Below are 24,939 nucleotides of genomic sequence, written 5' to 3'. Positions count from 1 at the left end.
CCTTCCGGCACACCCCGAACCCGCCGAGTCGCTGCGACAACGCCGTGCACCTTGCACACTGGCCCCGCCAGCGGCCCCGGTCCGTCGGCGTAAACCACGCCCGTGACCCCGAGGAGTCCTGTGTTCCAGAACGAGACCGGGGTGCACTGGAGCGCCTCCGACCTCGCCTCCGCCGCGACCTGCGAGTTCGCCCTGCTGCGGTCGCTGGACCGCCTGACGGACCCCACGGACGTCGCCGACGCGACCCCCAGCCCGCTGCGCGACCAGCTTTCCGCCGCCGGGGACCGCCACGAGCGGCAGGTCCTGGACGATCTCGTCGCGACCCACGGCGACGGCGTCGTCACCGTCGCCCGCGCCACCGGCAAGGCTCCTGCGGATCTCGCCGACCTGGTGCGCCGCACCACGGACGCGCTGGGGTCGGGCGCCGACGTCGTCTTCCAGGCGGGGTTCGCCGACGGGGAGTTCCACGGGTACGCCGACTTCCTGCTCGCCTCCCCGGACGGCTGGGTCGTGGCCGACTCCAAGATCGCGCGGCGCGCGAAGACGACCGCGCTGCTGCAGGTCGCGGCGTACGCCGACCAGCTCGAGCGCCTCGGGTTCGACGTCGCCCCGGAGGTGAGGCTGATCCTCGGCACCGGCGACACGGTCTCCTTCCCCCGTGCCGACCTGATGGCGGTCTTCCGCGAGCGCCGGGCGCGGCTGCGTGACCTGATCACGGAGCATCGCGCGAGCCCGGGGAAGGCGGCGTGGGACACCCCGGGGCTGGTCTTCTGCGGGTCCTGCGACGACTGCGCGACGGCGGTGACCGACACCGACGACCTCCTGCAGGTCGCCAACCTCCGCCGCTCGCAGCGAGCCCGCCTCAAGGACGCCGGGATCCACACCATGACTGACCTCGCGGCTGCCGGGACCTGCCCCACCGGGATGAACCACGGCGTCTTCGACCGCCTCGTCGCCCAGGCAACGCTCCAGGCCGCGCAGCTCGCCGACGAGGGGGTCCGGTTCGAGGTGTTCGACCCGCTGCCGATCCGGGCGCTGCCGAAGCCGACGCCGGGCGACCTGTTCTTCGACTTCGAGGGCGACCCGATCCACCACGAGCCGGGCAGCGAGCGGTGGGGCCTGGAATACCTCTGGGGCGTGCAGACCGCGCGCAGGGCCGACGGGTCGCTGGGGGAGTTCTGGCACCTGTGGGCCGACGACCGGGTGCAGGAGCGGGCCGCGCTGGTCACGTTCCTGGACACGGTGGCCGCGCTGCGCGAGGCGTACCCGGGGATGCACGTGTACCACTACGCGGCCTACGAGGTCTCCGCGCTCAAGCGCCTGGTCGCGGAGTTCAAGACGCACGAGGAGGAGCTCGACGACCTGCTCCGCCACGGGGTGTTCGTCGACCTCTACGCCACCGTCCGCGGGTCGGTCCGGGTCTCGCAGCCGTCCTACAGCATCAAGAAGCTCGAGCCGCTCTACATGGATCACGAGCGCGAGGGGCTGGCCGCCGGGGACGACTCGATCGTCCAGTACGGGATCTACCGCGAGAAGCTCGCGCTCGACGACCCGAGTAGATCGGCGGAGCGGGACGACCTGCTGCAGTACAACCACTACGACTGCGAGTCGACCCTGGAGCTGCGGGACTGGCTGCTGAACCAGCTGCCGCCGGGGGCTCACGCTGCGGGGCCGGACGACGACGTCGAGCTGACCGGGCAGGTCGTCCGGGAGCAACCCCCGGAGCGGGTCGCGCTCTCCCGCGACCTCCTGGCGCGCTCCGGGCCCGAGCTGCGCTCCGAGAGGACCGATGAGGAGCAGGCGTGGGCGCTGCTCGAGGGCGCGCTGGACTACCACCGGCGGGAGGACAAGCCCTTCTGGTGGGCGCACTTCGACCGGCTGATGCACGAGCCGGACGAGTGGGCCGACACCAAGGACGTCGTCCTCGTGCAGACCGCCGAGGTCGTCGAGGACTGGGGCACGACCGGGAAGCAGAAGAACCGCCGGCGCACGCTGCGCCTGACCGGCCGGCCCGGACCGGGCAGCACCCTGGCCGCACCGGGCTCGGTCCGGTGCGTGTACGCCGCCCCCGCTCCGGACGGCGTCGTCGTCCCGGCCCGCGGCCTCCACGGGGCGACCGGCGACATGGAGCTCACCGACGTCGAGCAGCACGCCGACGGCACGGTGACGGTGACCGTCGTCGAGGTGGTGAGGAAGGGGCAGAGCACCTGGGAGGCACTGCCGCTCGCCCTCGCGCCGACGCCCGGTCCGCCTACGGCGCAGATCGCCGCGACCATCGGCTCCCTGGCCCAGCGGGCAGCCGAAGGCGATGCCCTGCCCGCGCAGCCGGCGGTGGACGTCCTGGCCCGGCGCGGGCCGCGGCTGGTCGGTCTCCCCGGCGTCGCCCGGACGGGGGAACGCGAGTCCGACCTCGTGTCCACGCTGCTGGCGCTGGACCGGTCGTACCTCGCCGTCCAGGGCCCGCCCGGGACCGGCAAGACGTACCTCGGCTCGCTGGTCATCAAGCGGCTGGTCGAGGAGCACGGCTGGCGGATCGGGGTCGTCGGTCAGTCGCACGCCGTCGTCGAGAACCTCCTGGACGCGGTGGTCGGCAAGGGGCTCTCGCCCGCGGTGGTCGCCAAGCGCGACAAGCGGAACAAGGCCGCCACGTGGGTCGGTCTGAGCCCGGCCTCCCTGGCGACGTGGAAGGCCGAGCAGACGGCCGGGTACGTCGTCGGCGGCACCGTGTGGGGCTTCGTCGGGAACGCCGTCGAACCCGAGGGTCTCGACCTCCTGGTAGTCGACGAGGCCGGACAGTTCTGCCTGGCCAACACCCTCGCGGTCTCGACCGCCGCGCAGCGGCTCCTGCTGCTCGGCGACCCCCAGCAGCTGCCCCAGGTCAGCCAGGGGTGCCACGGGGAGCCGGTGGACGACTCGGCGCTGAGCTGGGTGATCGGGGCCAGCGCGACGCTCCCCGAGGACCTCGGCTACTTCCTCGAGACGTCCTACCGGATGCACCCGGCCGTCTGCGAGGTCGTGTCGCGGCTGTCCTACGACGGCAAGCTGCACGCCGCCGACGCCGCGAGCGCGAGGTCGCTCGAGGGCGTCGACCCCGGCGTCGAGATCGTCCTCGTCGACCACGGCGGGCGGAGTGTGTCGAGCCTGGAGGAGGCCGCGGTCGTCGTCGAGCAGGTCCGGCGCCACGTGGGCGCGCGGTGGCACGACGGCGCGGCGTCACGGACCCTCGGGGCGGCGGACGTGCTGGTGGTCGCGCCGTACAACGCCCAGCGGGTCCTGCTGGGCGAGCGGTTGGCCGAGGCGGGGCTCGGTGCCGTACGGGTCGGCACCGTCGACAAGTTCCAGGGCCAGGAGGCGCCGGTGGTCGTCGTGTCGATGACGGCGTCGTCGCAGGAGGACGTCCCTCGGGGGATGGAGTTCCTGCTGAACCGCAACCGCGTGAACGTCGCGGTGTCCCGGGCGCAGTGGAAGGCGGTCGTGGTCCGGTCGAGGTCGTTGACGGCGTTCATGCCGACGAGCACGCACGGCCTGCTCGAGCTCGGTGGTTTCCTCGGGCTGGGGGAGCCGGTGCCTGCCAGGATGCCGTGATGACGGCCCGCATCTCGCACCTCAGCATCGACTGCGTCAACGCCTACGAGCTCTCGGAGTGGTGGAAGCAGGTCCTCGGCTTCGTCGACGTCGAGGAGGACCCCAACGGCCCCGGCGACGAGGAGTGCATGATCCTCTCCCCGACGACGGGGGAGCACGTCCTTTTCCTCGAGGTGCCCGGCTTCGACACGTCGATCCCGAAGCGGATCCACCTCGACCTGCGCCCCACCGAGCGCACCCGCGACGAGGAGCTCGAGGTGCTCCTCGGCCTCGGGGCGACGGAGGTCGCCGACCACCGCGGCATCTACGGCCCGGGGACCGGCTGGGTCGTCCTGGCCGACCCCGAGGGCAACCAGTTCTGCATCCTGCGTGGCGACCACGAGCTCGCCGACTGACATCAGCCGGGACCAACAGCACGCTTCCGTTGACGCGTGCCGGGCGCCGGAGCAACATCACCCTCCCCACGACCACAGGAGACGCGATGAGCAACGGCGCCCAGACAGTCACCGTCCCGCACCTCGGCGGGTCCACCATCGGCTACAAGCTCGGCAAGCCGTACGACCCCGCGCTCCCGACGCTGGTGATGGTGAACTCGTTCAGCACCTCGGTGGAGCTCTACCGCCCGCAGTTCGCCCACGCCGGGCTGGGTGAGGCCGCCAACCTGCTGGCCATCGAGCTGTACGGCCACGGCGCGACGCGGGCGGCGTACGAGCAGTTCACCTACTGGGACAGCGCGATCGCCAACCTGCAGGTCCTCGAGGCGCTCGGCATCCCGCGGGCGTTCGTGCTGGGCACGTCCCAGGGCGGCTGGGTGGCCACCCGGATGGCGATCCTCGCGCCCGACGTCATCCAGGGCATCGTCCCGCTCGGCACCTCGATGGACTACGAGAGCCAGCGCAGCCGCGACCTGGGGTGCTGGGACGGCCTCGACTTCTGCACGCCGTCGATCGACGCCCTGGCCGAGCCCGTGGGCGACGACTGGGTCGTCCCGGGCGAGTTCGTCGACGCCGTCCTGGGTGCCGGTCTGGGCGAGGCCGTCACCGACGACGAGCGGGCGTTCTGGCACACCACCTACCAGCAGAACTACACCGGGGACGCCGGCCGGCACCGGCTCCGGGTCAGCACCATCAACCTGCGTGACCGCGACGGCCTGCACGGTCGGCTGGACGGCGTGCGCTGCCCGGTGCTGTGGATGCAGGGCACCGCCGACGCGGTCTACTCCGTGGCCAACGCCGAGGACGAGATCGGCCGGTTCTCCCAAGCCGCCGACACCGAGCTGCGGGTCGTCGAGGGCGGCCAGCACTTCCTCAGCGCCTCGGACCCCGACGTGGTGAACGCGGCGACGGTGGAGTTCCTCGGCCGCTGGAGCTAGTCGACCGGGAGCACGACCCGTACCGTCGTCCCGCGCCCGACCTCGGAGTCCAGGAGCACCTGCCCCCCGTGGGCGTCGACCACACGCTTGACCACGGTCAGTCCCACGCCCGAGCCGGGCACGGCCTTCTCGTGGGTGTCGCGCGTGCGGAAGAACGGCTCGTAGACGTGGGCCTGCTCGTCCGCGGCGATGCCGCGGCCGGTGTCGGCGACCTCGAACATGACGCCGGCCTCGTGGGGCAGCACCGACAGGGCGACCGCGCCGCCGTCGGGGGTGAACTTCACGGCGTTGGTGAGCAGGTTCAGCAGCGCCCGTTCGAGCTGCACGGGGTCGCCCTGCACGACGACGTCTCCGGCGCTGACCTCGAGGGCCGTCTCGAGGTCGCGGGCCGCGAGCTCGGGCTGGATGCTCTCCCAGGCGCGGAGGGCGAGCGGGCCGACCGCGACGTCGGTGCGGACGTCCGGGACGGTCGCGTCGAGGCGGGTCAGGTTGAGCAGGTCCTCGATCAGGTGCAGCAGCCGCCGGCTGTTGCGCCCGATCCGTGCCACGAGGTCGCGCTGGGGCGGCGTGAGCTCGCCGACGATCCCCTCGGCCAGGAGCTCGGTGAAGCCGTTGATGCTGGTCACGGGTGTCCGCAGCTCGTGGCTGGCGGTCGCGATGAAGTCGTTGCGCGCCACCTCGAGCGCCTCGAGGCGCCGTACGGCCTCGGCCTGGCGGGAGACGGTGTCGCGCAGCACCTGCTCGGCCTGCCGGTGGGCGCTGACGTCGTCGCCGATCACGACGTAGCCCTCGACGTCCCCGACACCGTCCAGCAGCGTGCTGGTGCGCACCGAGACGACGCGCGGTCCGTCGTCAGCCGTCGCCACCGTCCAGTCCTGGGCCTCGCCGCGCGCGGCCTTGGGGACGGTCGGGTCGGCGAGCGCCGCCAGGTCCAGGAGTGTCGCGGAGCCGACGAACGCCGACGCCTCGTGCCCCAGGAGCTCGGCCGCCTGCTCGTTCATCGTGGTGATCACGCCGTCGGCGGCGGCGATGACGACCATTGTGTTCGCGGCCCCGTCGAGCACGTGCATCAGCCGCTCGCGGTCGAGCTCGATCTCGCGGGTGCTCAACCGCAGCGCGATCTTCGTCTCGGCCGCGGTCGCCAGGTCGCGCAGACCCTCGAGGTGCTGCTCGCTCCACTGCCGGGGCACCACGTCGGTCACGCACAACGCCCCCAGCACGTGCCCGCACGGGTCGTGCAGGGGCACGCCGGCGTAGGCCACCGCGCCGCCCTCGAGGGTTCCGGGGCTGGTGGCCAGGGTCGGGTGCACCCGGGCGTCCTCCACGACCAGCGGGGCGTCGTTGGCGACGACGTACTTGCAGAACGAGAGGGCCAGCGGCGTCTCCCTGGTCACGTCCGCGAGGTCGTCGGTCCAGCCGTGCCGGCTGGGGAACACCTGACGCTCGGCGTCGATCAACGACACCAGGGCGGTGGGGGAGTCGGTCGCACGGGCCGCGAGCCGGGTGATCGCGTCGAGCGCGGGGTGCCGCCCGAGGGCGAGCAGGCCCGTGTTGCGCAGCGCCCGCAGCCGCCCGGCGTCGAGGACCGTCGGGGTGGGGTCGTCGAAGGTGAAGGGTCGGGCGAGGGGGAAGGGTCGGTCGAGCGCGACATCATCCATGGGGGGCCGATCTCCTGCGTGGGGGAAGTCAAGAGGACCACAGATCCGGCCGGCTACCGGGGCAGGCGCCGATCACGGGAGGTTCCACCCCTCAGATGAGGACCAAGGACCCATGGGTTGGCCCTTCGCCCCGGTTCCGGTCCCACCGGCGAGACGCGGAGGGAGGCGGGGGGAGACGCGGCGAGGGGTTGTCGCGGGCTACCTTTTCGCATGACGTCCGCGCCCGCGACCCCGGCCCGCACCACGGCGGATCCCGACGCCCGTCCGCCCACCAAGGCCTTCGGCCTGCTCTACGGCATCGGCTTCGGCGGGTTCGTGGACGGGATCGTGCTGCACCAGATCCTGCAGTGGCACCACATGGTCAGCGACGTCGACGGCTACCCCACGACCACCGTCGCCGGGCTCGAGGCCAACACGCTGGCCGACGGGTTCTTCCACGTCGCCACCTGGCTGTTCCTGCTGGCCGCCTCGCTGCTGGCGATCCGGGCCTGGCAGCAGGGCCGGCTCGCGCCGACCTGGCGCTTCCACCTCGGCCTCGTCGCCGCCGGGTGGGGGATCTTCAACCTCGTCGAGGGCCTGATCAACCACCAGATCCTCGGGGTGCACCACCTGCGCGACGACCTCGGAGCCCCGCTGTCGTGGGACCTCGGCTTCCTGGCATTCGGCGTCCTCCTCGTGGTCGGCGGGATGCTGGTGCACCGCAACGGCGCCCGCGCCCTCGCGGCCCGTCACCCCCGTGGGCGGGGGACCCCGGCCTGAGGGCGCCCTACTCTCCGACGCATGGCTATCAGCAAGGGCGACAAGGTCACCTGGAACACCCCGCAGGGCACGACCGAGGGCACGGCGGTCGAGAAGAAGACCTCCGAGTTCCAGCACGACAACCAGAAGTTCAAGGCCAGCGACGACGAGCCGTACTGGATCGTGGAGTCGTCGAAGTCCGGCTCGAAGGCGGCGCACAAGGAGTCCACGCTCGACGAGGCGTGAGCGTGCCGGCACGGGGCGGTCCGCCGATCTACGTCTCGGTCGACATCGCGGCGCCGATGGACGAGGTCTGGCGGCTGACCCAGGACACCAGCCTCCACTCCCGCTGGGACCTGCGCTTCAGCACGATCGAGCCGGTGGAGGACCTGCCCGGCGGGGGCCGACGGTTCCGCTACGAGCTGCGCCTCCCGGGCCACCTGCTCGCAGGCACCGGCACCACCATCGGCGAGAAGCGACGGCCCGACGGCACCCGTACCTCGGCGCTGCGCTTCACCACGCCGGACCGGCTCAGCCCGCTCGGCGACGGCCGGGGGTACTGGCGCTACGAGCCCCTCGACGGCGGCGTGCGGTTCACCACCGGGTACGACTACCGGCCCGGCTGGGGCGGTCTGGTCGACCGGCTGGTGCTGCGCCGGTTCATCGGCTGGCTGACCGCGTGGAGCTTCGACCGGCTCCGGATCTGGGCCGAGGACGGCGCCGAGCCCGAGCAGTGGCCGGTCCGTTCCGTGCTGTGGTGGTGGCGCCCCGAGCGACCGCGGGCCGGCCGCTGCCGCCGTAGCGCGTCCGACGGCCGCGTGATGGAGTCCGCACCGGCCACCCTCGACACCCTGGAGGCACCGTGACCAGCATCTTCGAGGCCGCCATGGGGGACGACTTCGCCCGCCTGCACCCCATGCTGCAGCGCCGGTTCGGCGTCGGGCTGGAGGCCGGGTACGCCTGCACCGGCCGCGGCACCATGCACCGGATCCGGCGCGGGCCCTGGTGGACGGTGCCGTTCCTGCAGCTGGGTCGGATGCGGAACATCCTGGTCCCCGACACCGGCACGGACGTGCCGTTCACAATCGAGAACTACCCCTACCGGGACCCGTACGGCCGCGAGGCGGTGACGTTCGTGCGCGAGTACCGGCTGCGCGGGCGGACGCGTCGCTTCGACGCCACCATGGTCGCCGCCGGTGCCGACGGCCGCGTCCTGGACTACCTCGGCACCCACCAGCACCTCGCCGTCGACCTCGACCTGCGCGTCGAGGCCGACGGCAGCCTGCTGCTGACCTCGCACGCGCAGCGGTTCTACGAGCGCGCCGTCGGGTTCCGCTTCCCGATGGCGTTCAGCGGGCGGGCGGTGCTCCGGGAGAGCTACGACGACGCGGCCGGCGTCTTCCGGATCGACCTCGTGGTGTCGAACCCGGTCTTCGGGTTCCTCTTCGGCTACGACGGGGAGTTCACCTGCGACTTCGTCGAGGCCCACGACGCCCCGGACCGCCTGAAGCCGGCGCGCTACGAGCGCCGGGAGTAGCAGTCCCGGGAGCCGGAGCGCGGGCTGCGTGAGCCGCCCGCAGGGGTGGCAGGGGGTGACCGCCGGCGCCCGTACCGTCGCAGCATGCGTATCGCTCTCGGCCTCTCCGCCCTCGTCCTCGCCGCCACGGGCGTCGCCTGCTCGGACCAGACCGAGAACAACGAGTCCGGTACGGCCGGCCGCGCCGACGAGCTGGGGGAGTGCGCCGACGTCTGGATCGACGGCGAGACCCTCGACGCCGGCTACCAGGGCTGCAGCGTCGACGGGCAGCCCGAGCTGCCGAGCGTGGTCACCTGCGAGTCCGGCGACCAGTTCACGACCTACGACGACCGGTTCTTCGCCGTGCTCGGCGGCGAGATCACCGAGGCGTCGGCCGGGTCGGCCGAGTACGAGGCCGCGGTCGAGGAGTGCAACGCCGCCTGAGGTCGACGAGACGACGATGCCCCGCCACCTCACGGTGACGGGGCATCGAACGTCAGCGGTCGCTCAGAGCAGGAAGAACAGCAGCAGGATCACGGCGATGACGAGGGCTGCGATGGCGATGGTCCGGGTGTTCATGGGGGTACCTCTTCGTGGGCTCGACGGTGTTAGTCGCCCCACCCTGGCCTGAGGCCGCACCCCCGTCCACCAGCCGCGCCGTAGGTCGCCCGGCCGGTCCTGCGCCGACCCGGGCCGGGCGCCGCCAGGAATGACGACGGCGGGTGGTCCGTTCCCCTCCCATGACCACCATCGGAATCATCGGAGCAGGCAACATCGGTAGCACGGTCGCGAAGCTGGCGATCGACGGCGGGCACGAGGTCGTGATCGCGAACTCCCGCGGCCCGGAGACGCTCGCCGACCTGATCGAGCAGCTGGGCCCCCGCGCCCGCGCCGCCACCGCCACGGAGGCGGCCGAGGCCGCCGAGCTGGCCGTCGTCACCGTGCCGCTCAAGGCGCTGGCGGACCTCCCCGCCAAGCAGCTGGCCGGCAAGGTCGTGATGGACACGCTGAACTACTACCCCGAGCGGGACGGCCAGGTCGCCGCGCTCGACGAGGAGACCACGACCACCAGCGAGATGGTCCAGGCCCACCTCGCCGAGAGCCACGTCGTGAAGACGTTCAACAACATCTTCTTCAAGCACCTCGCCACGATGGCCCGCCCCGACAGCGACCCCGAGCGGACCACGCTGATCATCGCCGGCGACGAGATGCCGGCCAAGCGCACGGTCGCGGAGTTCCTCGACTCGATCGGCTACGACACCTTCGACGGCGGCACGCTCGAGGAGTCGTGGCGCTTCCAGCGGGACACCGCGGCGTACGTCGGCACCTACGTCGAGGGCGACGACTGGGAGCACCCGATCGCCGCCGACGCCGACCGGATCCGCGCGAAGCTCGCCGAGTCCAAGCGCTACCGCGACATGTGAGGCAAACCGGGGCGCGCGGCGTCGCCGGTCCTCGTTACGATCGCCGGGCGGCGCGCCCCTGCGCCGCGCCCCCGCCCGGCCGACCGTCCGGGCGGACCGTCCGAGTTGATCAACCGAGGAGCACCCGGTGCCAGAGATCCACGTCGTCCGCGCCCACGCCGAGCGTGAGGGCCAGCGGGAGACGACCACCACCCAGGTGGACGACGGCACCAAGGCCTGGCAGCTCTTCGCCGACGAGCCCGAGGTCATCGCCGCGCGCGTCGGCGGCGCGCTGAAGGACCTGGCCTACGACCTCGTCGACGGCGACGAGGTGGAGCCGGTCGCGATCGACAGCCGCGACGGTCTCGACATCCTGCGTCACTCGGCCGCGCACGTGATGGCCCAGGCCGTGCAGGACCTCTTCCCGGACGCCAAGCTCGGGATCGGGCCGCCGGTCGTCGACGGGTTCTACTACGACTTCGACGTCGAGACCCCGTTCGTGCCGGAGGACCTCGCCAAGATCGAGACCCGGATGCGCAAGATCATCAAGGAGGGCCAGCGGTTCTCCCGGCGGGTCACCACCGACGCCGACGCGCTGGCCGAGCTGGCCGAGGAGCCGTACAAGATCGAGCTGATCGGCCTGAAGGGCTCTGGGAAGAGCGACGACGCCGCCGAGGGGGCGTCGGTCGAGGTCGGCGCCGGCGAGCTGACGATCTACGACAACGTCAACCGCAAGGGCGAGGTCGCCTGGAGCGACCTGTGCCGCGGCCCGCACCTGCCGACCACCAAGCGGATCCCGGCGTTCACGCTGATGCGCTCGGCGGCGGCGTACTGGCGCGGCGACGAGAAGAACAAGCAGCTGCAGCGCATCTACGGCACCGCGTGGCCCTCCAAGGAGGAGCTCGACGCCCACCTGCACCGCATCGAGGAGGCCGAGCGCCGCGACCACCGCAAGCTCGGGCGCGACCTCGACCTCTACAGCTTCCCCGACGAGATCGGCTCCGGCCTGCCCGTCTTCCACCCCAAGGGCGGGGTGATCAAGCGGGAGATGGAGGACTACGTCCGCCGCCGGCACATCGAGGAGGGCTTCGACTACGTCGGCACCCCCCACATCTCCAAGGAGGGGCTCTTCCACACCTCCGGGCACCTGCCGTACTACGCCGAGGGGATGTTCCCGGCGTTCGGCCTGGACGGCAACGAGTACCGCCTCAAGGCGATGAACTGCCCGATGCACAACCTGATCTTCCGCTCCCGCGGGCGCTCCTACCGCGAGCTGCCGCTGCGGCTGTTCGAGTTCGGCCACGTGTACCGCTACGAGAAGTCCGGCGTCATCCACGGCCTGACCCGGGTGCGCGGCTTCGCCCAGGACGACTCGCACTCCTACGTCACCCCCGAGCAGGCGCCGGGCGAGATCAAGCACCTGCTCGACTTCGTGCTGAGCCTGCTGCGCGACTTCGGCCTCGACGACTTCTACCTCGAGCTGTCCACCCGCGACGACTCCAAGCCGGACAAGTTCGTCGGCGACGAGGACGAGTGGGCCCGGGCCACCGAGGTGCTGGCGAAGGTCGCCACCGACACCGGTCTCGAGCTCGTGCCCGACCCGGGCGGGGCGGCCTACTACGGCCCCAAGATCTCGGTGCAGGCCCGCGACGCGATCGGGCGCACCTGGCAGATGTCGACCATCCAGTACGACTTCAACCAGCCCCGCGGCTTCGAGCTCGAGTACCAGGCCGCCGACGGCTCGCGGCAGCGCCCGGTGATGATCCACTCGGCGAAGTTCGGCTCCATCGAGCGGTTCCTCGGGGTGCTCGTCGAGCACTACGCCGGCGCCTTCCCCCCGTGGCTGGCCCCGGTCCAGGTGCAGGGCATCGCGATCGCCGAGAGGCACGCCGACCACCTCTACGACGTGGCGCGGCAGATGAAGGCGCGCGGGATCCGGGTCGAGGTCGACGACTCCGACGACCGGATGCAGAAGAAGATCCGCAACGCCCAGCTGCAGAAGGTGCCCTTCATGGTCATCGCCGGCGACCAGGACGTCGAGGCCGGCGCGGTCTCCTTCCGCTACCGCGACGGCCACCAGGACAACGGGGTGCCGATCGAGGAGGCGATCCAGCGGGTCGTCGACGCGGTCGCCTCCCGCGCGCAGGTCTGACCCGGCGCGCTCGGGTGTCGTACGCACGGGGGGTCGCCGTCGCCGCGTCGGCGGCGGCGCTCCTGCTCGCCGGGTGCGGGTCGGGCCCGGAGGAGACGGCCGTGGAGGAGGCCGTCTCGTCAGCGCCGGCGGTCGAGGACGACCGGCCGGGTCCGGCGCCGGGCGGTGACGCCTCCGACGCGCCGACGCAGATCCCGGAGTCCGCGCCGTCCATCGACGAGGACGCGCTCGGCGACCTCGCCGAGCTGGCCGAGCAGAGCGCGCGCGAGCAGGACGACCTGGCCCGCACCGGCATCGTCCTCGGCGCCGACATCTCCTGGCCGCAGTGCCCGAAGGGGCTGGGCATCCCCGAGCGCCCCACGCTCGGCCTGCCGCCGCCGCTGCCCGAGGCGGAGTACGTGATCATCGGCCTGACCAACGGCCCCGCGTTCACCGAGAACCCGTGCCTGGCCGACCAGGTGGCCTCGGTCCGCTCCTCGGGGCGGCTGCTCGCGTCGTACGCCGTGACCAGCTACCCCGACGACGAGGCGCTGGAGGCGGTCGGCGACGACGGCCCGTACGACGGGTCGACCGCGGGCGGGGCGCTGGCCAACACCGGGTATCAGCAGGCCGCGTTCGGGGTGGCCGAGATGGAGCGCACCGGCCTGGAGACCCCCGTGGTGTGGGTGGACGTCGAGCCGGTCGCCGACTTCGAGTGGAGCAGCGACCTCGACGCCAACGCGGCGGTGGTGCGCGGGGTCGTGCGCGGCTACGAGGACGCGGGTTACGAGGTCGGGATCTACTCCACGGCCTACCTGTGGGCCGAGATCGTCGGCGACCTCGAGCTGGGCCTGCCCGAGTGGCGCGCGGCGGGGGAGACCTCGCGGGCCGAGGCGCTCGCGCGGTGCGGGCCCGAGTCGTCGATCCAGGGCGGGGAGCCGGTGATGGGGCAGTGGCTGGCCGACTCCCGCGACCACAACGTGACCTGCCCCGGCGTCTCAGCCGACCTGGGCCGCTGGTTCGCCGACCCGCGCTGACGGCTCCTCCTCCTGCGCGCGGGGGCGGTCGCGGGGGCGGGTGACGGCCGAGAGGGTGCCGAGCAGCGTCGCCGTCGCGGCGGCGCCGAAGGCGAGGAGCGGGCCGGTCTCGAGCAGCCGCCCGACCAGCGGCGCGCCCGCGGCCTGACCGAGCAGCGCGGCGACGAAGAACGCCGACGCCGCCGGGCCGGGCGTGCGCGAGACCTGCACGGCGTAGGCGATCAGCACCGTCGTGCCGGCGTTGAACCCGAGCCCGAACAGCAGCGTCGCCGCCCACCCCGTCCACCGGTCGTCGGCCACCGCGAGCAGGGTGGTCGCGGCGGCGGTGATCGCCAGGCACGCCACCCACCCGCGGTGCGGGCCGCGGCGCAGCAGCCACGGGGCGACCGGCGCCGACAGCGCGGCGCCGACGCCGAGCGCCACCCAGGCCAGGATCGCGTCGGTCGGTGCGACGCCGGCGTCCTGGAGCACCGTCCGGCCGTAGGTCCACACCGCCGCGCTGCCGACGCCGAAGGCGAACGCGCCCAGGGCCGGGGCGACCCAGGCGGCCGACAGGTCGACGGCCTCGCCGTGCTCGTGGTCGTGGTCGTGGTCGTCACCGTCCGGGTCGGGGGCGGGCAGGCGGCGGGAGGCGTGCAGGGTCCACGCCGTGGCGAGCGCCGTGACGACGGCGGCGACCACCCACGCCGTACGCCACTGCTGCCCGACCGCCAGGGCCAGCAGCCCGGCCACGACGAGGCCCGGGCCGGGGCCGGCGTTGACCAGGGACTGCGCGCCGGCGGACCGCGGACCGCGCACCGCCCGGGCCACCAGGACCACCAGGGCGGGCGACACGGCACCGGCGCCGCCGCTGCCGAGGACGACCGCGGCGGCGAACCAGCCGACGGTGGGTGCGGCGGCGACCCCGGCCGCGCCGATCGTGCCGGCCACCCCGGCGGTCAGGACGACCGCGCGCGGGTGGCGCTGGCAGGTGAGCAGCGACAGCGAGGCCGCGACGCAGTAGGCCAACGAGGTCAGGCCGGACACGACGCCGGCGTCGACCGAGGTCAGCCCGAGGTCCTGCTGGACGGCCGGGAGCACCAGGCCGTACGCGCCGCGGACCAGGCCGTAGGTGGCCGCGACCAGGGCGGTGCCGGCGAGGACGAGGGACAGGGAGTGAAACGGTCGTTTCATAGAACGCACGTTACAGTCGAGTGATGGCTCCCCGCTCACCCGCCCGCCCACCCGCTCACGACCGGCTCCTCGACGCCGCCGACGACCTCGTCGCAGCCCGCGGCTGGGCCGCCACCCCCGTGGACGTCGTGCTGGCCCGGGCCGAGGTCGCGCCGGCGACGCTCTACGCCCACTTCGGCAGCAAGGACCGGCTGCTCGCGGCCACCCTCGACCGGCGCCTGGCCCGCTGGGACGAGGCCTGGGCCACCGCGGTCGACGAGGCCGACGGCGACCGCGGCCGGCTGCTCGCCGTCTTCGACGCGCTCGACTCGTTCGGCGAGGCCTACGGCCGCACCCGCTGGTGCAGCTTCCTCGGCGCCGCCGCCGAGGGCACGACCTCGGACGAGGCGGTGGCCGACGCCGTACGCCGCGACTCCGCCCTGCTCCGCGACCGCCTGGTCGCGCTCGCCGGTCCGGTGGTCGGGGAGGGCGAGCGTGCGCAGGAGCGTGCCGAGGAGCTGGGTGCGCACCTGCTCGTCGTGGTCACCGGCTGCCTGGCGATGCGCCTGCGGGAGCCCGGCGACGACCAGCTGTCCCGCGCCCGCGCCACCGCCGAGCTGGTGATCGACGCCTTCACCACCGCCTGACCGTCGGCCGGCCCGCGCCGCGCGACGAAAGAACGTACACAAGGGTGTTTTCGGCCCAGAGGCCCTGCGTCGTCGCAGGTCAGCGAGGTGTGCGTTCGATCAGATCGGCCCTCTGTACGTTCTTTCGTTGCTCCTTGCTCCTTGCTCCTGCTCCCTGCTCGTTGCTCGTGGCGGGGGTCGGGCGTCCGGGTGGGGCGCGTATCGAGCGCCGAGCGCGCCGACAAGTCCGGTCCAGATGTCGCGACACGCTGTCGCACTCACCTCTTTACACGTGACAGGGCGTCGCACTAACGTGAGTGACCGGCACCACACCCCCGGCGAGAGGCATGGCCATGACGCTCACGCAGCACTCGCAGCACGCACGGCAGGACCTCGAGGCCGACGCGCGCCGGGCGGCGTACGAGGCCCGTCTCCGCACGTTGAGCGAGGCGTCGGTCACCCAGCACTTCGACGCGTTCGCCGACATCGCCTGGGACGCCCCGGAGAACGAGGTCCGCCCCGACGACCCGCGGTGGGTCCTCCCGGCGATCGACACCCTGGGCGGCCACGAGTGGTACCAGGCGCTGCCGCACGACCGGCAGGTCGAGGTCGGCCGCTACCGCCAGGCCAACGTGGCCAAGGTGGGGCTGCAGTTCGAGCAGATCCTGGTCGCCGGGCTGATGAACTACGCCTTCACCCGGCCCAACGGCTCCCCCGAGTTCCGGTACGCCACCCACGAGGCGACCGAGGAGTGCCACCACACCCAGATGTTCCAGGAGCTGGTGAACCGCACCGGCGCCGACGTCACCGGCGGCACCTGGGGCTTCCGGGTCCTGGCGCCGTTCCTGCCGCTGTTCGCCCGCTGGCTGCCGGTGGCGTTCTTCGTCGGCGTGCTCGCCGGGGAGGAGCCGATCGACCACGTGCAGAAGTCGATGCTCCGCTCCGGCGACGACCTGCACCCGCTGCTGAGCCGCGTGATGCAGATCCACGTCGCCGAAGAGGCCCGCCACATCGGCTTCGCCCACGAGTTCATCACCCACAAGGCCCCGCAGCTCGGCTTCGTCCAGCGCTTCTGGCTGTCGCTCGCCTTCCCGGTGATCATGCGGGTGCTGTGCGACCAGATCCTCGTCCCGAGCCGGCGCGCGCAGCGCGAGATGGGCATCCCGCGCCACGTCGTCCGGGACCTGTGGTGGCGGCGCCCGGAGTCGCGCAAGCTGCTGCGCGACCTGTTCGCCGACGTGCGGATGCTGGCCGAGGAGGCCGGGCTGACCAACCGTCTCTCGCGGGTGCTGTGGCGGCTGCTGAAGATCGACGGCCGCCGCTCGCGCTACCGCAGCGAACCGGCCTCCGCCGCGCACTGATCGCCGACCCCACCGACCCGGCCACCCCGTGCCCTACGTCGTCACGCAGTCCTGCTGCGCCGACGCCTCGTGCGTCGTCGCCTGCCCGGTCAACTGCCTGCACCCGGCCCCCGGCGAGCCCGGCTTCGCCGAGGCCGAGATGCTCTACGTCGACCCCGACTCCTGCGTCGACTGCGGTGCCTGCGCGACGGCCTGCCCGGTCGACGCGGTCGTCCCGCACACCGCGCTGACGCCCGACCAGGAGCCGTTCCGCCAGCTCAACGCCGACTACTTCGCGGTCTTCCCGCACCGCGACCGCACCCCGCTGGCCGTCGTTCCGCGCCAGCGCCGGCTGCGCGCCGACGGGACCTTCGCGGTCGCGGTCGTCGGCGCCGGACCGGCCGGCCTCCAGGTCGCCGACGAGCTGCTGCGCCACCCCGAGGTCACGGTCGACGTGCTGGACCGGCTGCCCACGCCGTACGGGCTGGTCCGCTCGGGCGTCGCCCCCGACCACCAGGCGACCAAGCAGGTCGAGCGGCTGTTCGCGATGATCGAGGACCAGCCGGGGTTCGGCTACCTGCTCGGCGTCGAGGTCGGGCGTGACGTCCGGCTGGTCGAGCTCGCCGGGGCGTACGACGCCGTGGTCTACGCCGTGGGCGCCTCGGCCGACCAGCGCCTCGACGTGCCCGGTGAGGATCTCGCCGGTTCGCTCGCGGCCACCGACCTGGTGGGCTGGTACAACGGCCACCCCGACCGGCGCGGCCTGGCCGTCGACCTCTCCCACGAGCGCGCGGTGGTGGTCGGCAACGGCAACGTCGCCCTGGACGTCGCCCGGGTGCTCACCCTGGACCCGGCCGTGCTGGCCGGCACCGACGTCTCGACCGAGGCCCTGGAGGTCCTGCGCGCCGGCGGGGTGCGGGAGGTCGTCGTCCTCGGGCGGCGGGGGCCGGCCCAGGCCGCCTTCACCGTGCCCGAGCTGGTGGGCCTGCGCGGGCTGGCCGAGGCCGGTCGGCTCGAGGTCGTCGTCGACACCGGGGGAGAGGTGCTCGGGGCCACGCCCCGCGAACGGGTGCTGGCCGAGATCGCCGCGCTGCCCCGCCCGGCGGCCGGCACCCCGCGGGTGGTCCTGCGGTTCCTGACCCGGCCCGTGGAGGTGCTCGGCGACGCCGCCGGCGAACGGGTCGCCGGGCTGCGCGTCGAGCGCACCCGGCTGGTCGAGGCCGACGGCCGGGTCGCCGCTGTGCCCACCGGGCTCACCGAGGACCTGGAGACCGGGCTCGTGGTGCGCTCGGTCGGCTACCGCGGCCACCCCGTGCCCGACCTGCCGCACGACGCCGCGACCGGCACCGTCCCGCACGAGCGCGGCCGGGTCCGCGCCGGCGTCTACGTCGCGGGGTGGGTCAAGCGCGGCCCGACCGGGTTCATCGGCACCAACAAGACCGACGCCCAGGAGACCGTCGGGGTGCTGCTCGACGACCTCGACGCGGGCCACCGCGCCGACGCGGTCGACGAGGCCGCGGCCCGGGCCCGGCGTACCGACCTGCGACGCCGGCTGCGCCGCGAGTCCGGCGCGCTCGACCTCGCCGCCTGGCGCCGGCTCGACGCCGAGGAGCGCCGCCGCGGCGCGCTGCTCGGGCGGCCGCGGGTCAAGGTGCTCGACCCGGGTGAGGCGGCGGCCGTGGCCAGGGGCGGTCGCGACCGGTCCGTGCGCGACTACGCTGTGCAGACTTCCGGCGCGGTCGTCGCGCGGGGGAGACGAGCAGTCGGACGGGGATGACATGGCGGGCACGGGGGGCAAGGGCACCGACGGGCGCCAGGCCCGCTGGGACCGCCACAACCTCGTGCGCCGCCGGCACATCCTCGACGCCGCCCTCGACGTGCTCGAGGAGGTCGGCCCCGGCGTCGAGGTGAAGGTGCAGGAGGTCGCCGTGGCGGCCGGCCTGAGCCGGACCGTCGTCTACCGCCACTTCGACGACCGCGCCGACCTCGACGGTGCCGTGCGCGAGCGGATCGTCGAGCAGATCCGCGACGAGGTCCAGCCCGTGGTGTCCCTGGACGGGACGCCGCTGGACATCGTGAAGCGGATCATCGCGGCGTACGTCGGCTGGGCCGCGGCCCACCCCGCGCTGCACCGCTTCGCCGAGCAGGAGCCGCCGAACGGCGGCGGCTCCCACATGGAGGCGGCGATCGCCCAGATCGCCCAGCAGATCGAGGACCTGTTCTCGATGGCCGTGCAGGTCCTCGGGGTCCGCCTCGACGACGACGACCGGCAGTCCCTGGACCCGCTGGTCTTCGGGATGGTCGGGGCGGTGTTCACCGCCGTACGCCGCTGGATGGGCCGCGCGGTGCGCGAGCCGGCCGCCCCGGCGTTCGTCGAGCGGCTCAGCGAGGCGATCTTCCACCAGATCGCCGGCCTCGCCGCGACCCGCGGCGTGGTGCTCGAGCGCGACGTGCCGCTCGAGGTGCTGCTGGCCGACGCCTTTGACGAGCCGGCCCCGGGCGGCACGCCCGCGATGAGCACCGACGACGAGGGAGAGCAGTGAGCACGCCCGACGGCACCGACGGCACCGACGGCACCGAGGTGCTGCACCAGGACGGGCTCGGCGAGCCCGACGGCCTGGAGCGCCTGTGGACCCCGCACCGGATGGCCTACATCCGCGGCGAGAACAAGCCCGACGACGACACGTCCGGCACCTGCCCGTTCTGCCGCATCCCGTCCCTGCCCGACGACGAGGGCCTGGTCGTGCGCCGCGGCGAGCTGGTCTTCGCGGTGCTGAACCTCTACCCGTACGCCCCCGGGCACCTCCTGGTCTGCCCCTACCGCCACATCGCCGACTACACCGAGACCACCGACGCCGAGGCCGCCGAGATGGCCGACCTCACCCGCACCGCGATGCGCACGCTGCGGCGGGTCTCGAACGCGGCCGGCTTCAACGTCGGCATGAACCAGGGTGACATCGCCGGCGCCGGGATCGCGGCCCACCTGCACCAGCACGTCGTGCCGCGGTGGCCGGGCGACCAGAACTTCATGCCGGTGATCGGGCGCACCAAGACGCTGCCCGAGCTGCTCACCGACACCCGCGGCCTGCTGGCCGACGCCTGGGGCTAGGGGTGCGGTCGCGGGACGTGCGCGACACCGGGGCATCCGCGGCACGACCTGCTCGGACGGTGCTGCTCGACCTCGACGACACCCTCGTGGACCACCAGGGCACGGCGGACGCGGCCGCGGTCGCCTGGGCGGCGGAGCACGGCATCCACGACCCGGGGGTGCGCCGGCGGTGGGCGGCCGTCTCGGAAGTCCACTACGGGCGCTACCAGCGTCGCGAGCTGTCCTTCGCCGACCAGCGGCGGGCCCGGGTGCGCGAGCTCCTCTCGCTCGAGGTCGCCGACGCCGACGCCGACGACCTCTTCACCGGGTACCTGAGGCGGTACGAGGCCGGCTGGAGACTGTTCGACGACGCGCGTCCGGCGCTGCGGCGCGCACGGTCCGCCGGGCTCGTCGTCGCGGTCCTCACCAACGGTGACGAGGAGCAGCAGCGGCGCAAGCTCCACCTGGTCGGGCTGGAGGACGAGGTCGACGTCCTCGTCGCGGCCTCGTCGCTGCCTGCCGGGAAGCCCGACGTGCGTGCCTTCCGCGGGGCCCTCGCCCGGATCGGCGCCCACGCCGAGGAGGCGCTGATGATCGGCGACAGCCTCGAGGAGGACGTCCGCGGGGCGCTGCGCGCGGGTCTGGACGCGGTCCTCGTCGACCGCAGCGGAGACGGTCGGGCGCGCGACGTCCGTACCGTGGCGAGCCTCGACGAGGTCACCTTCGGCACCCCGCCGGTCGGCGGGCGCTGACCCGGCACCCGCCGCGCCGTGGTGCTCCCGGTCGGCGGCGGGGGCCGGGGCGGGCTACTTCTTCTTCTTGCTGACGACCTTCTCGACGGCGCTGATCGCCTGCGAGGCGGCGTCGTTCTTGTCGCGCTTGGCGCTGCGCTTCTCCTTGAGAGAGGCGCCGGACTTCTTGGACATGGCTTGGCGCGGTGACTTGTCGCTCATGGCAGTCCTGTCGGTGGAGGGCCTGGATGGCCCCGTCCACCGACACTACGCCTGCCGCCTCGGGCCGGGCGGCGCCCGCGCGCGGGCCGGCGGTCCGTCCGGGCCCGGGGGACCGCTAGCCTGCGGGCACCATGTTGGAGCGGTTCAAGGGTTTCTGGCAGGGCGTCGTGCTGATGCCGTTCGTCCGCCTCTTCCTGCGCCTGGGCATCAGCCCGGACGCGGTGACGCTCGTGGGGACCCTCGGGGTCGCGGCCGGGGCGCTGATCTTCTTCCCGCAGGGGATGCTGCTGACCGGGGTCCTGTTCATCACCGCGTTCGTGTTCAGCGACCTCGTCGACGGGCAGATGGCGCGGCTGTCGGGGCGTACCTCGAAGTTCGGCGCCTTCTGGGACTCCACGCTGGACCGGATCGGCGACGGCGCCGTCTTCGGCGGGCTGGTCCTCTACTTCGCCGGCCCCGGGGACAACTACCTCTACCTCTGCCTGTCGCTGTACTGCGTGGTGATGGGCGCGGTCACCTCCTACGCCCGCGCCCGGGCCGAGTCCCTGGGCATGGACGCCCGCGGCGGCGTCGCCGAGCGCGCCGACCGGCTGGTGCTGATCCTGGTCGCGACCGGGCTCGGGGCGATCTTCGGGCTCGAGTGGTTCACCTACGTCGCGCTGTGGATCCTGGCCGTGGCCAACACCGCCACCGTGGTCTTTCGGATCCGCAAGGTGCACCGCCAGGCCGTCGCGGCCGACGCCGGGCCGGCGACCGTCTGACCTGCGTCTGACCTGCGGATCCCGGGGGCCTGGGACCCCCGGCCCGGTGGGACCTGCGGTGAGGCGCCGGACGTACGATCGGGGCATGTCCGCGACCCAGCACGACCCCGCCGCCACCACCCCCACGACCGGCTCCGACCGCGTCAAGCGCGGGATGGCGGAGATGCTCAAGGGCGGCGTGATCATGGACGTGGTCACCGCCGAGCAGGCGAAGATCGCCGAGGACGCCGGCGCCGTCGCGGTGATGGCGCTCGAGCGCGTGCCGGCCGACATCCGCGCCCAGGGCGGCGTGGCCCGGATGAGCGACCCCGACATGATCGAGGGCATCCAGGCGGCCGTGTCGATCCCGGTGATGGCCAAGGCGCGGATCGGGCACTTCGTCGAGGCGCAGGTCCTGCAGAGCCTGGGCGTCGACTACGTCGACGAGTCCGAGGTGCTGACCCCCTCCGACTACACCCACCACATCGACAAGTGGGCGTTCACCGTGCCCTTCGTCTGCGGGGCGACCAACCTCGGTGAGGCGCTGCGCCGGATCAACGAGGGCGCGGCCATGGTCCGCTCCAAGGGCGAGGCCGGCACCGGCGACGTCTCCAACGCCGTGATGCACATGCGCACCATCCGCGGCGAGCTCCGCCGGCTCGCCGGGCTCGACGAGCAGGAGCTCTACGTCGCCGCCAAGGAGATGCAGGCGCCGTACGCCCTAGTCCGCGAGGTCGCCGAGCGCGGCTCGCTGCCCGTGGTGCTCTTCACCGCCGGTGGCATCGCCACCCCCGCCGACGCCGCGATGATGATGCAGCTCGGTGCCGACGGCGTGTTTGTGGGCTCGGGCATCTTCAAGTCCGGCAACCCCGCCGAGCGTGCCGAGGCGATCGTGAAGGCCACCACCTTCCACGACGACCCCGACATGATCGCCAAGGTCTCCCGCGGGCTCGGTGAGGCGATGGTCGGGATCAACGTCGAGGAGCTCCCCGAGCCGCACCGGCTCGCGCAGCGCGGCTGGTAGGCGGCCCGGGCCGGCTCGGCCCACCAACTCCCCCGCGGGGCGGACCGGCGGCGGCGGCGGCGACGACCCACCCGGCGCTGTAACGCTGTGTTACTTGACCTGGTGCGGCGTCACGGTGCCGCACCAGAGGAAGTAACACAGCGTTACAGCGCGCTGTGGGCCCGGCCGGCCCGGGCTGCCGGCCCGACCCGACTACCGCAGCTCCGGGCAGTCCAGCCGGGCGCGGTCGGCGGCGCCCAGCGCGTCGTAGTCGCCGACCAGGTCCAGCACCCGCGCGTCGGCTCCGTCGCCGTCGAGGTAGGCGCGGAAGTCGTACTGTCCCGCCGCCCACCACAGCTGCGGCTCGCCCCCGTCCGAGACGGTGTAGACCCCGGACGGTCCGCCCATCGCCTGCACCACCTCGTCGAGCCCGGACCCGACCTCCAGCGAGCACCACGCCCGCACCCAGCGCCCGGTGTCCGCGGCACTCCCGGCCGCCGCCCGGGGTGACTCGTCGAGGACGTGCCAGGCGGCGTCGGCGACCACCATCCGTACGGTCAGGTCGACCCCGGCCAGGTCGACGGCGAGCACCGCGTCCTCCGCGGTCTCCTGGGTGACCTCGACGCCGCGCGGGTCGGTCTCGCGCACCGGGTCCTCCCACAGCAGCGCCTCGAAGCCGACGCACGGGTCGCCCTGCTCGGCGCGGTCCTCGAGGATCGCCCGCTGCCGCAGCTCGATCGTCAGCTCCGGCGCCTGCAGCGCGCACGCCCGCGCGGCGTCGCGGGCGGCCAGGGCTCCGAGCCAGGCCCGGTACGCCGCCGCGGGCCCGTCGGGGTCGTCGGCCGCCGGCGCCTGGGAGGAGGCGAGCGGGGAGGGGGACGGGGAGGTCGTCCACACGGACACGAAGGAGCGCGGCTCCTCGGTGCCGTCCTCGGCGCCGCCGCACCCCGTCGTCCCGGCCAGGCACGCCAGCACGAGCGCCACCGCGCCGTGACGCAGGCGGGGGACCAGCCGGAGTACCAGGCGGGGTACCAGGCGGGGGACCGGGCGACATCGCACGACGCCACCCTCTCCTACGATCGGCCCGTGTCCCAGCCCCCCGCCTCCGCCGGCACCCACGGCCTCACCGTCGGCGTGCTGGCCCTGCAGGGCGACGTCCGCGAGCACGTCGTGGCCCTCGAGGCGCTCGGCGCGACCGCCGTACGGGTGCGCCGCGTCGAGGAGCTCGACCGCTGCGACGCGCTGGTCCTGCCCGGGGGCGAGTCGACGACCATCGCCCGGCTGGCCCGCACCTTCGACCTGCTTGGACCGCTGCGCGAGCGGATCGCGGGCGGGATGCCCGTGCTCGGCACCTGTGCCGGGATGATCCTGCTCGCCGACCGCGTCCTGGACGGCGAGCCGGGCCAGCAGACCATCGGCGGGCTCGACGTGACGGTGCGCCGCAACGCCTTCGGCCGTCAGGTCGACTCCTTCGAGACCGACGTGACGATGAGCGGCCTGGCCGAACCCGTGCACGCCGTGTTCATCCGCGCCCCGTGGGTGGAGGAGGTCGGTCCGGGGGTCGAGGTCCTGGCCCGGGCGGCCGGCCACGCGGTCGCCGTACGCCAGGGCCCGCTGCTGGCCACGTCGTTCCACCCCGAGGTCGGCGGCGACCTGCGGGTGCACCGGGTGTTCCTCGACGGGGTCGCGGCTCTGGCCTGACCGCCCGTCGGCGGTAGGCTCGGGGCCCGGCCTCCGGGCCGCCACCGTCATCGGACGAGCCCTAGGCGCCGTCACCACCCCGAGGACCGAAGAGGGACCGCATGTCAGGCCACTCCAAGTGGGCGACCACGAAGCACAAGAAGGCCATCGTCGACGCCAAGCGCGGCAAGATGTTCGCCAAGCTGGTCAAGAACGTCGAGGTCGCCGCCCGGATGGGCGGGGGCGACATGTCGGGCAACCCGACGCTCTACGACGCGGTGCAGAAGGCGAAGAAGGCCTCGGTCCCCAACGACAACATCGACCGCGCGCTCAAGCGCGGCTCCGGTGCCGAGACCGGGGGAGCGGACTACCAGACGATCATGTACGAGGGCTACGGCCCCGGCGGCGTCGCGATGCTCATCGAGTGCCTGACCGACAACAAGAACCGGGCCGCGATGGAGGTCCGCACCGCGATGAACCGCAACGGCGGCTCGTTGGCCGACCCCGGCTCGGTGTCGTTCCTGTTCCACCGCAAGGGCGTCGTCGTGGTGCCGGTGCACCAGGAGGGCCGCGAGGTCGACGAGGACACCGTCCTGGAGGCCACCCTCGAGGCCGGCGCCGAGGACGTCTCGGACCTCGGCGAGGTCTTCGAGGTGCTCTCCGAGCCCACCGACCTGATCGCGGTCCGCACCGCGCTGCAGGCCGCCGGGGTCGACTACGACTCCGCCGAGGCGGAGTTCCGCCCCGACATGCAGGTGGAGCTCGAGAGCGACGCCGCCGGCAAGGTGCTGCGCCTGGTCGACGTGCTCGAGGACCTCGACGACGTGCAGAACATCTACGCCAACTTCGACATCGCCGACGAGGTCATGGAGCAGCTGCAGGACGCCTGACCCCCAGGACCCGACCCGCCGCCGGCG

25 protein-coding genes are annotated in these 24,939 nt (G+C 73.3%); 21 read left to right on the top strand and 4 right to left on the bottom strand.

What is annotated here, in order from left to right:
- The first annotated feature begins 120 nt into the window (after window positions 1–120).
- From ENKNEFLB_RS13975 to ENKNEFLB_RS13965, 3 genes are all read left to right on the top strand, one after another.
- Window positions 121–3,585, top strand: coding sequence for a TM0106 family RecB-like putative nuclease (locus ENKNEFLB_RS13975; protein WP_214055965.1), 3,465 nt, complete (start codon window positions 121–123; stop codon window positions 3,583–3,585).
- The gene (locus tag ENKNEFLB_RS13970; protein WP_214055964.1) at window positions 3,585–3,980 is read left to right on the top strand and encodes a VOC family protein; all 396 of its coding nucleotides are present in this window, start codon (window positions 3,585–3,587) and stop codon (window positions 3,978–3,980) included. Before ENKNEFLB_RS13975 ends, ENKNEFLB_RS13970 begins: the two co-directional genes overlap by 1 nt.
- 86 nt (window positions 3,981–4,066) lie before the next feature.
- Entirely contained in the window at window positions 4,067–4,957 is an 891-nt protein-coding gene (locus tag ENKNEFLB_RS13965) for an alpha/beta fold hydrolase (protein ID WP_214055963.1), read from the top strand.
- Here ENKNEFLB_RS13965 and ENKNEFLB_RS13960 read toward each other — a convergent pair.
- Window positions 4,954–6,615, bottom strand: a complete 1,662-nt coding sequence (locus tag ENKNEFLB_RS13960) for an ATP-binding protein (protein ID WP_214055962.1) — start codon at window positions 6,613–6,615, stop codon at window positions 4,954–4,956. The genes ENKNEFLB_RS13965 and ENKNEFLB_RS13960 overlap by 4 nt on opposite strands.
- A gap of 210 nt (window positions 6,616–6,825) precedes the next feature.
- Between ENKNEFLB_RS13960 and ENKNEFLB_RS13955 the strand changes: the two genes are divergently transcribed.
- The 8 genes from ENKNEFLB_RS13955 (at window position 6,826) to ENKNEFLB_RS13920 (ending at window position 13,440) form a co-directional block, all read left to right on the top strand.
- Entirely contained in the window at window positions 6,826–7,374 is a 549-nt protein-coding gene (locus ENKNEFLB_RS13955) for a DUF2243 domain-containing protein (RefSeq protein WP_214055961.1), read from the top strand.
- A 21-nt stretch (window positions 7,375–7,395) separates the two neighbouring features.
- Window positions 7,396–7,599 (top strand): hypervirulence associated TUDOR domain-containing protein, encoded by a 204-nt coding sequence (locus tag ENKNEFLB_RS13950; protein ID WP_214055960.1) that lies wholly within the window; start codon window positions 7,396–7,398, stop codon window positions 7,597–7,599.
- Window positions 7,596–8,219 (top strand): SRPBCC family protein, encoded by a 624-nt coding sequence (locus ENKNEFLB_RS13945; protein ID WP_246535552.1) that lies wholly within the window; start codon window positions 7,596–7,598, stop codon window positions 8,217–8,219. The genes ENKNEFLB_RS13950 and ENKNEFLB_RS13945 overlap by 4 nt, the downstream gene beginning before the upstream one ends.
- On the top strand, window positions 8,216–8,890 hold the full coding sequence (locus tag ENKNEFLB_RS13940) for a DUF4166 domain-containing protein (RefSeq protein ID WP_214055959.1): 675 nt from the start codon (window positions 8,216–8,218) through the stop codon (window positions 8,888–8,890). Before ENKNEFLB_RS13945 ends, ENKNEFLB_RS13940 begins: the two co-directional genes overlap by 4 nt.
- 84 nt (window positions 8,891–8,974) lie before the next feature.
- Entirely contained in the window at window positions 8,975–9,313 is a 339-nt protein-coding gene (locus ENKNEFLB_RS13935; protein ID WP_214055958.1) for a hypothetical protein, read from the top strand.
- Window positions 9,314–9,609: 296 nt separating this feature from the next.
- Entirely contained in the window at window positions 9,610–10,293 is a 684-nt protein-coding gene (locus ENKNEFLB_RS13930; protein ID WP_214055957.1) for an NADPH-dependent F420 reductase, read from the top strand.
- A gap of 136 nt (window positions 10,294–10,429) precedes the next feature.
- Window positions 10,430–12,424 (top strand): threonine--tRNA ligase, encoded by a 1,995-nt coding sequence (gene thrS, locus ENKNEFLB_RS13925; protein ID WP_420830555.1) that lies wholly within the window; start codon window positions 10,430–10,432, stop codon window positions 12,422–12,424.
- A gap of 14 nt (window positions 12,425–12,438) precedes the next feature.
- Window positions 12,439–13,440, top strand: a complete 1,002-nt coding sequence (locus ENKNEFLB_RS13920; RefSeq protein ID WP_214055956.1) for a glycoside hydrolase family 25 domain-containing protein — start codon at window positions 12,439–12,441, stop codon at window positions 13,438–13,440.
- On the opposite strand, the gene ENKNEFLB_RS13915 is transcribed toward ENKNEFLB_RS13920, so the two are convergent.
- The gene (locus tag ENKNEFLB_RS13915; protein WP_214055955.1) at window positions 13,402–14,613 is read right to left on the bottom strand and encodes an MFS transporter; all 1,212 of its coding nucleotides are present in this window, start codon (window positions 14,611–14,613) and stop codon (window positions 13,402–13,404) included. The two genes, ENKNEFLB_RS13920 and ENKNEFLB_RS13915, sit on opposite strands and share 39 nt — an antisense overlap.
- Window positions 14,614–14,636: 23 nt before the next feature.
- Between ENKNEFLB_RS13915 and ENKNEFLB_RS13910 the strand changes: the two genes are divergently transcribed.
- From ENKNEFLB_RS13910 to ENKNEFLB_RS13885, 6 genes are all read left to right on the top strand, one after another.
- On the top strand, window positions 14,637–15,239 hold the full coding sequence (locus tag ENKNEFLB_RS13910) for a TetR/AcrR family transcriptional regulator (protein ID WP_214055954.1): 603 nt from the start codon (window positions 14,637–14,639) through the stop codon (window positions 15,237–15,239).
- Between the two features lie 332 nt (window positions 15,240–15,571).
- Window positions 15,572–16,579: an AurF N-oxygenase family protein gene (locus tag ENKNEFLB_RS13905; RefSeq protein ID WP_214055953.1), complete on the top strand. Its 1,008-nt coding sequence runs from the start codon at window positions 15,572–15,574 to the stop codon at window positions 16,577–16,579.
- A gap of 28 nt (window positions 16,580–16,607) precedes the next feature.
- Window positions 16,608–18,335 carry an FAD-dependent oxidoreductase gene (locus ENKNEFLB_RS13900; protein WP_246535551.1) on the top strand — a complete coding sequence of 576 codons (1,728 nt, stop codon included), beginning with the start codon at window positions 16,608–16,610 and terminating at the stop codon, window positions 18,333–18,335.
- Between the two features lies 1 nt (window position 18,336).
- Complete coding sequence (locus tag ENKNEFLB_RS13895; RefSeq protein WP_214055952.1) at window positions 18,337–19,101, top strand: TetR/AcrR family transcriptional regulator; 765 nt, start codon at window positions 18,337–18,339, stop codon at window positions 19,099–19,101.
- The gene (locus tag ENKNEFLB_RS13890) at window positions 19,098–19,667 is read left to right on the top strand and encodes an HIT family protein (RefSeq protein WP_246535550.1); all 570 of its coding nucleotides are present in this window, start codon (window positions 19,098–19,100) and stop codon (window positions 19,665–19,667) included. The genes ENKNEFLB_RS13895 and ENKNEFLB_RS13890 overlap by 4 nt, the downstream gene beginning before the upstream one ends.
- A gap of 59 nt (window positions 19,668–19,726) precedes the next feature.
- Window positions 19,727–20,398 (top strand): HAD family hydrolase, encoded by a 672-nt coding sequence (locus ENKNEFLB_RS13885; RefSeq protein ID WP_214055951.1) that lies wholly within the window; start codon window positions 19,727–19,729, stop codon window positions 20,396–20,398.
- A gap of 54 nt (window positions 20,399–20,452) precedes the next feature.
- Here ENKNEFLB_RS13885 and ENKNEFLB_RS13880 read toward each other — a convergent pair whose 3' ends face one another.
- Complete coding sequence (locus ENKNEFLB_RS13880) at window positions 20,453–20,599, bottom strand: hypothetical protein (protein ID WP_214055950.1); 147 nt, start codon at window positions 20,597–20,599, stop codon at window positions 20,453–20,455.
- 131 nt (window positions 20,600–20,730) lie between these two features.
- Between ENKNEFLB_RS13880 and pgsA the strand changes: the two genes are divergently transcribed.
- Both pgsA and pdxS read left to right on the top strand, forming a co-directional pair.
- Window positions 20,731–21,360 (top strand): phosphatidylinositol phosphate synthase, encoded by a 630-nt coding sequence (pgsA, locus tag ENKNEFLB_RS13875; protein ID WP_214055949.1) that lies wholly within the window; start codon window positions 20,731–20,733, stop codon window positions 21,358–21,360.
- An 85-nt stretch (window positions 21,361–21,445) separates the two neighbouring features.
- Window positions 21,446–22,363, top strand: coding sequence for a pyridoxal 5'-phosphate synthase lyase subunit PdxS (gene pdxS / locus ENKNEFLB_RS13870; protein ID WP_214055948.1), 918 nt, complete (start codon window positions 21,446–21,448; stop codon window positions 22,361–22,363).
- 192 nt (window positions 22,364–22,555) lie between these two features.
- On the opposite strand, the gene ENKNEFLB_RS13865 is transcribed toward pdxS, so the two are convergent.
- A complete protein-coding gene (locus ENKNEFLB_RS13865) occupies window positions 22,556–23,326 on the bottom strand; it encodes a hypothetical protein (RefSeq protein ID WP_214055947.1) in 771 nt (256 codons plus the stop codon).
- Between the two features lie 102 nt (window positions 23,327–23,428).
- Here ENKNEFLB_RS13865 and pdxT point away from each other — a divergent pair, with 102 nt between their 5' ends.
- On the top strand, window positions 23,429–24,043 hold the full coding sequence (gene pdxT / locus ENKNEFLB_RS13860; protein ID WP_246535549.1) for a pyridoxal 5'-phosphate synthase glutaminase subunit PdxT: 615 nt from the start codon (window positions 23,429–23,431) through the stop codon (window positions 24,041–24,043).
- A gap of 101 nt (window positions 24,044–24,144) precedes the next feature.
- Complete coding sequence (locus ENKNEFLB_RS13855; protein WP_214055946.1) at window positions 24,145–24,912, top strand: YebC/PmpR family DNA-binding transcriptional regulator; 768 nt, start codon at window positions 24,145–24,147, stop codon at window positions 24,910–24,912.
- Window positions 24,913–24,939: the final 27 nt, after the last annotated feature.

Origin of the sequence: Nocardioides aquaticus (genome assembly GCF_018459925.1) — a bacterium.
GTDB lineage: Bacteria > Actinomycetota > Actinomycetes > Propionibacteriales > Nocardioidaceae > Nocardioides > Nocardioides aquaticus.
Note: the sequence above shows the minus strand (reverse complement) of the source record. Positions and strands in the feature narration are given on the sequence as shown.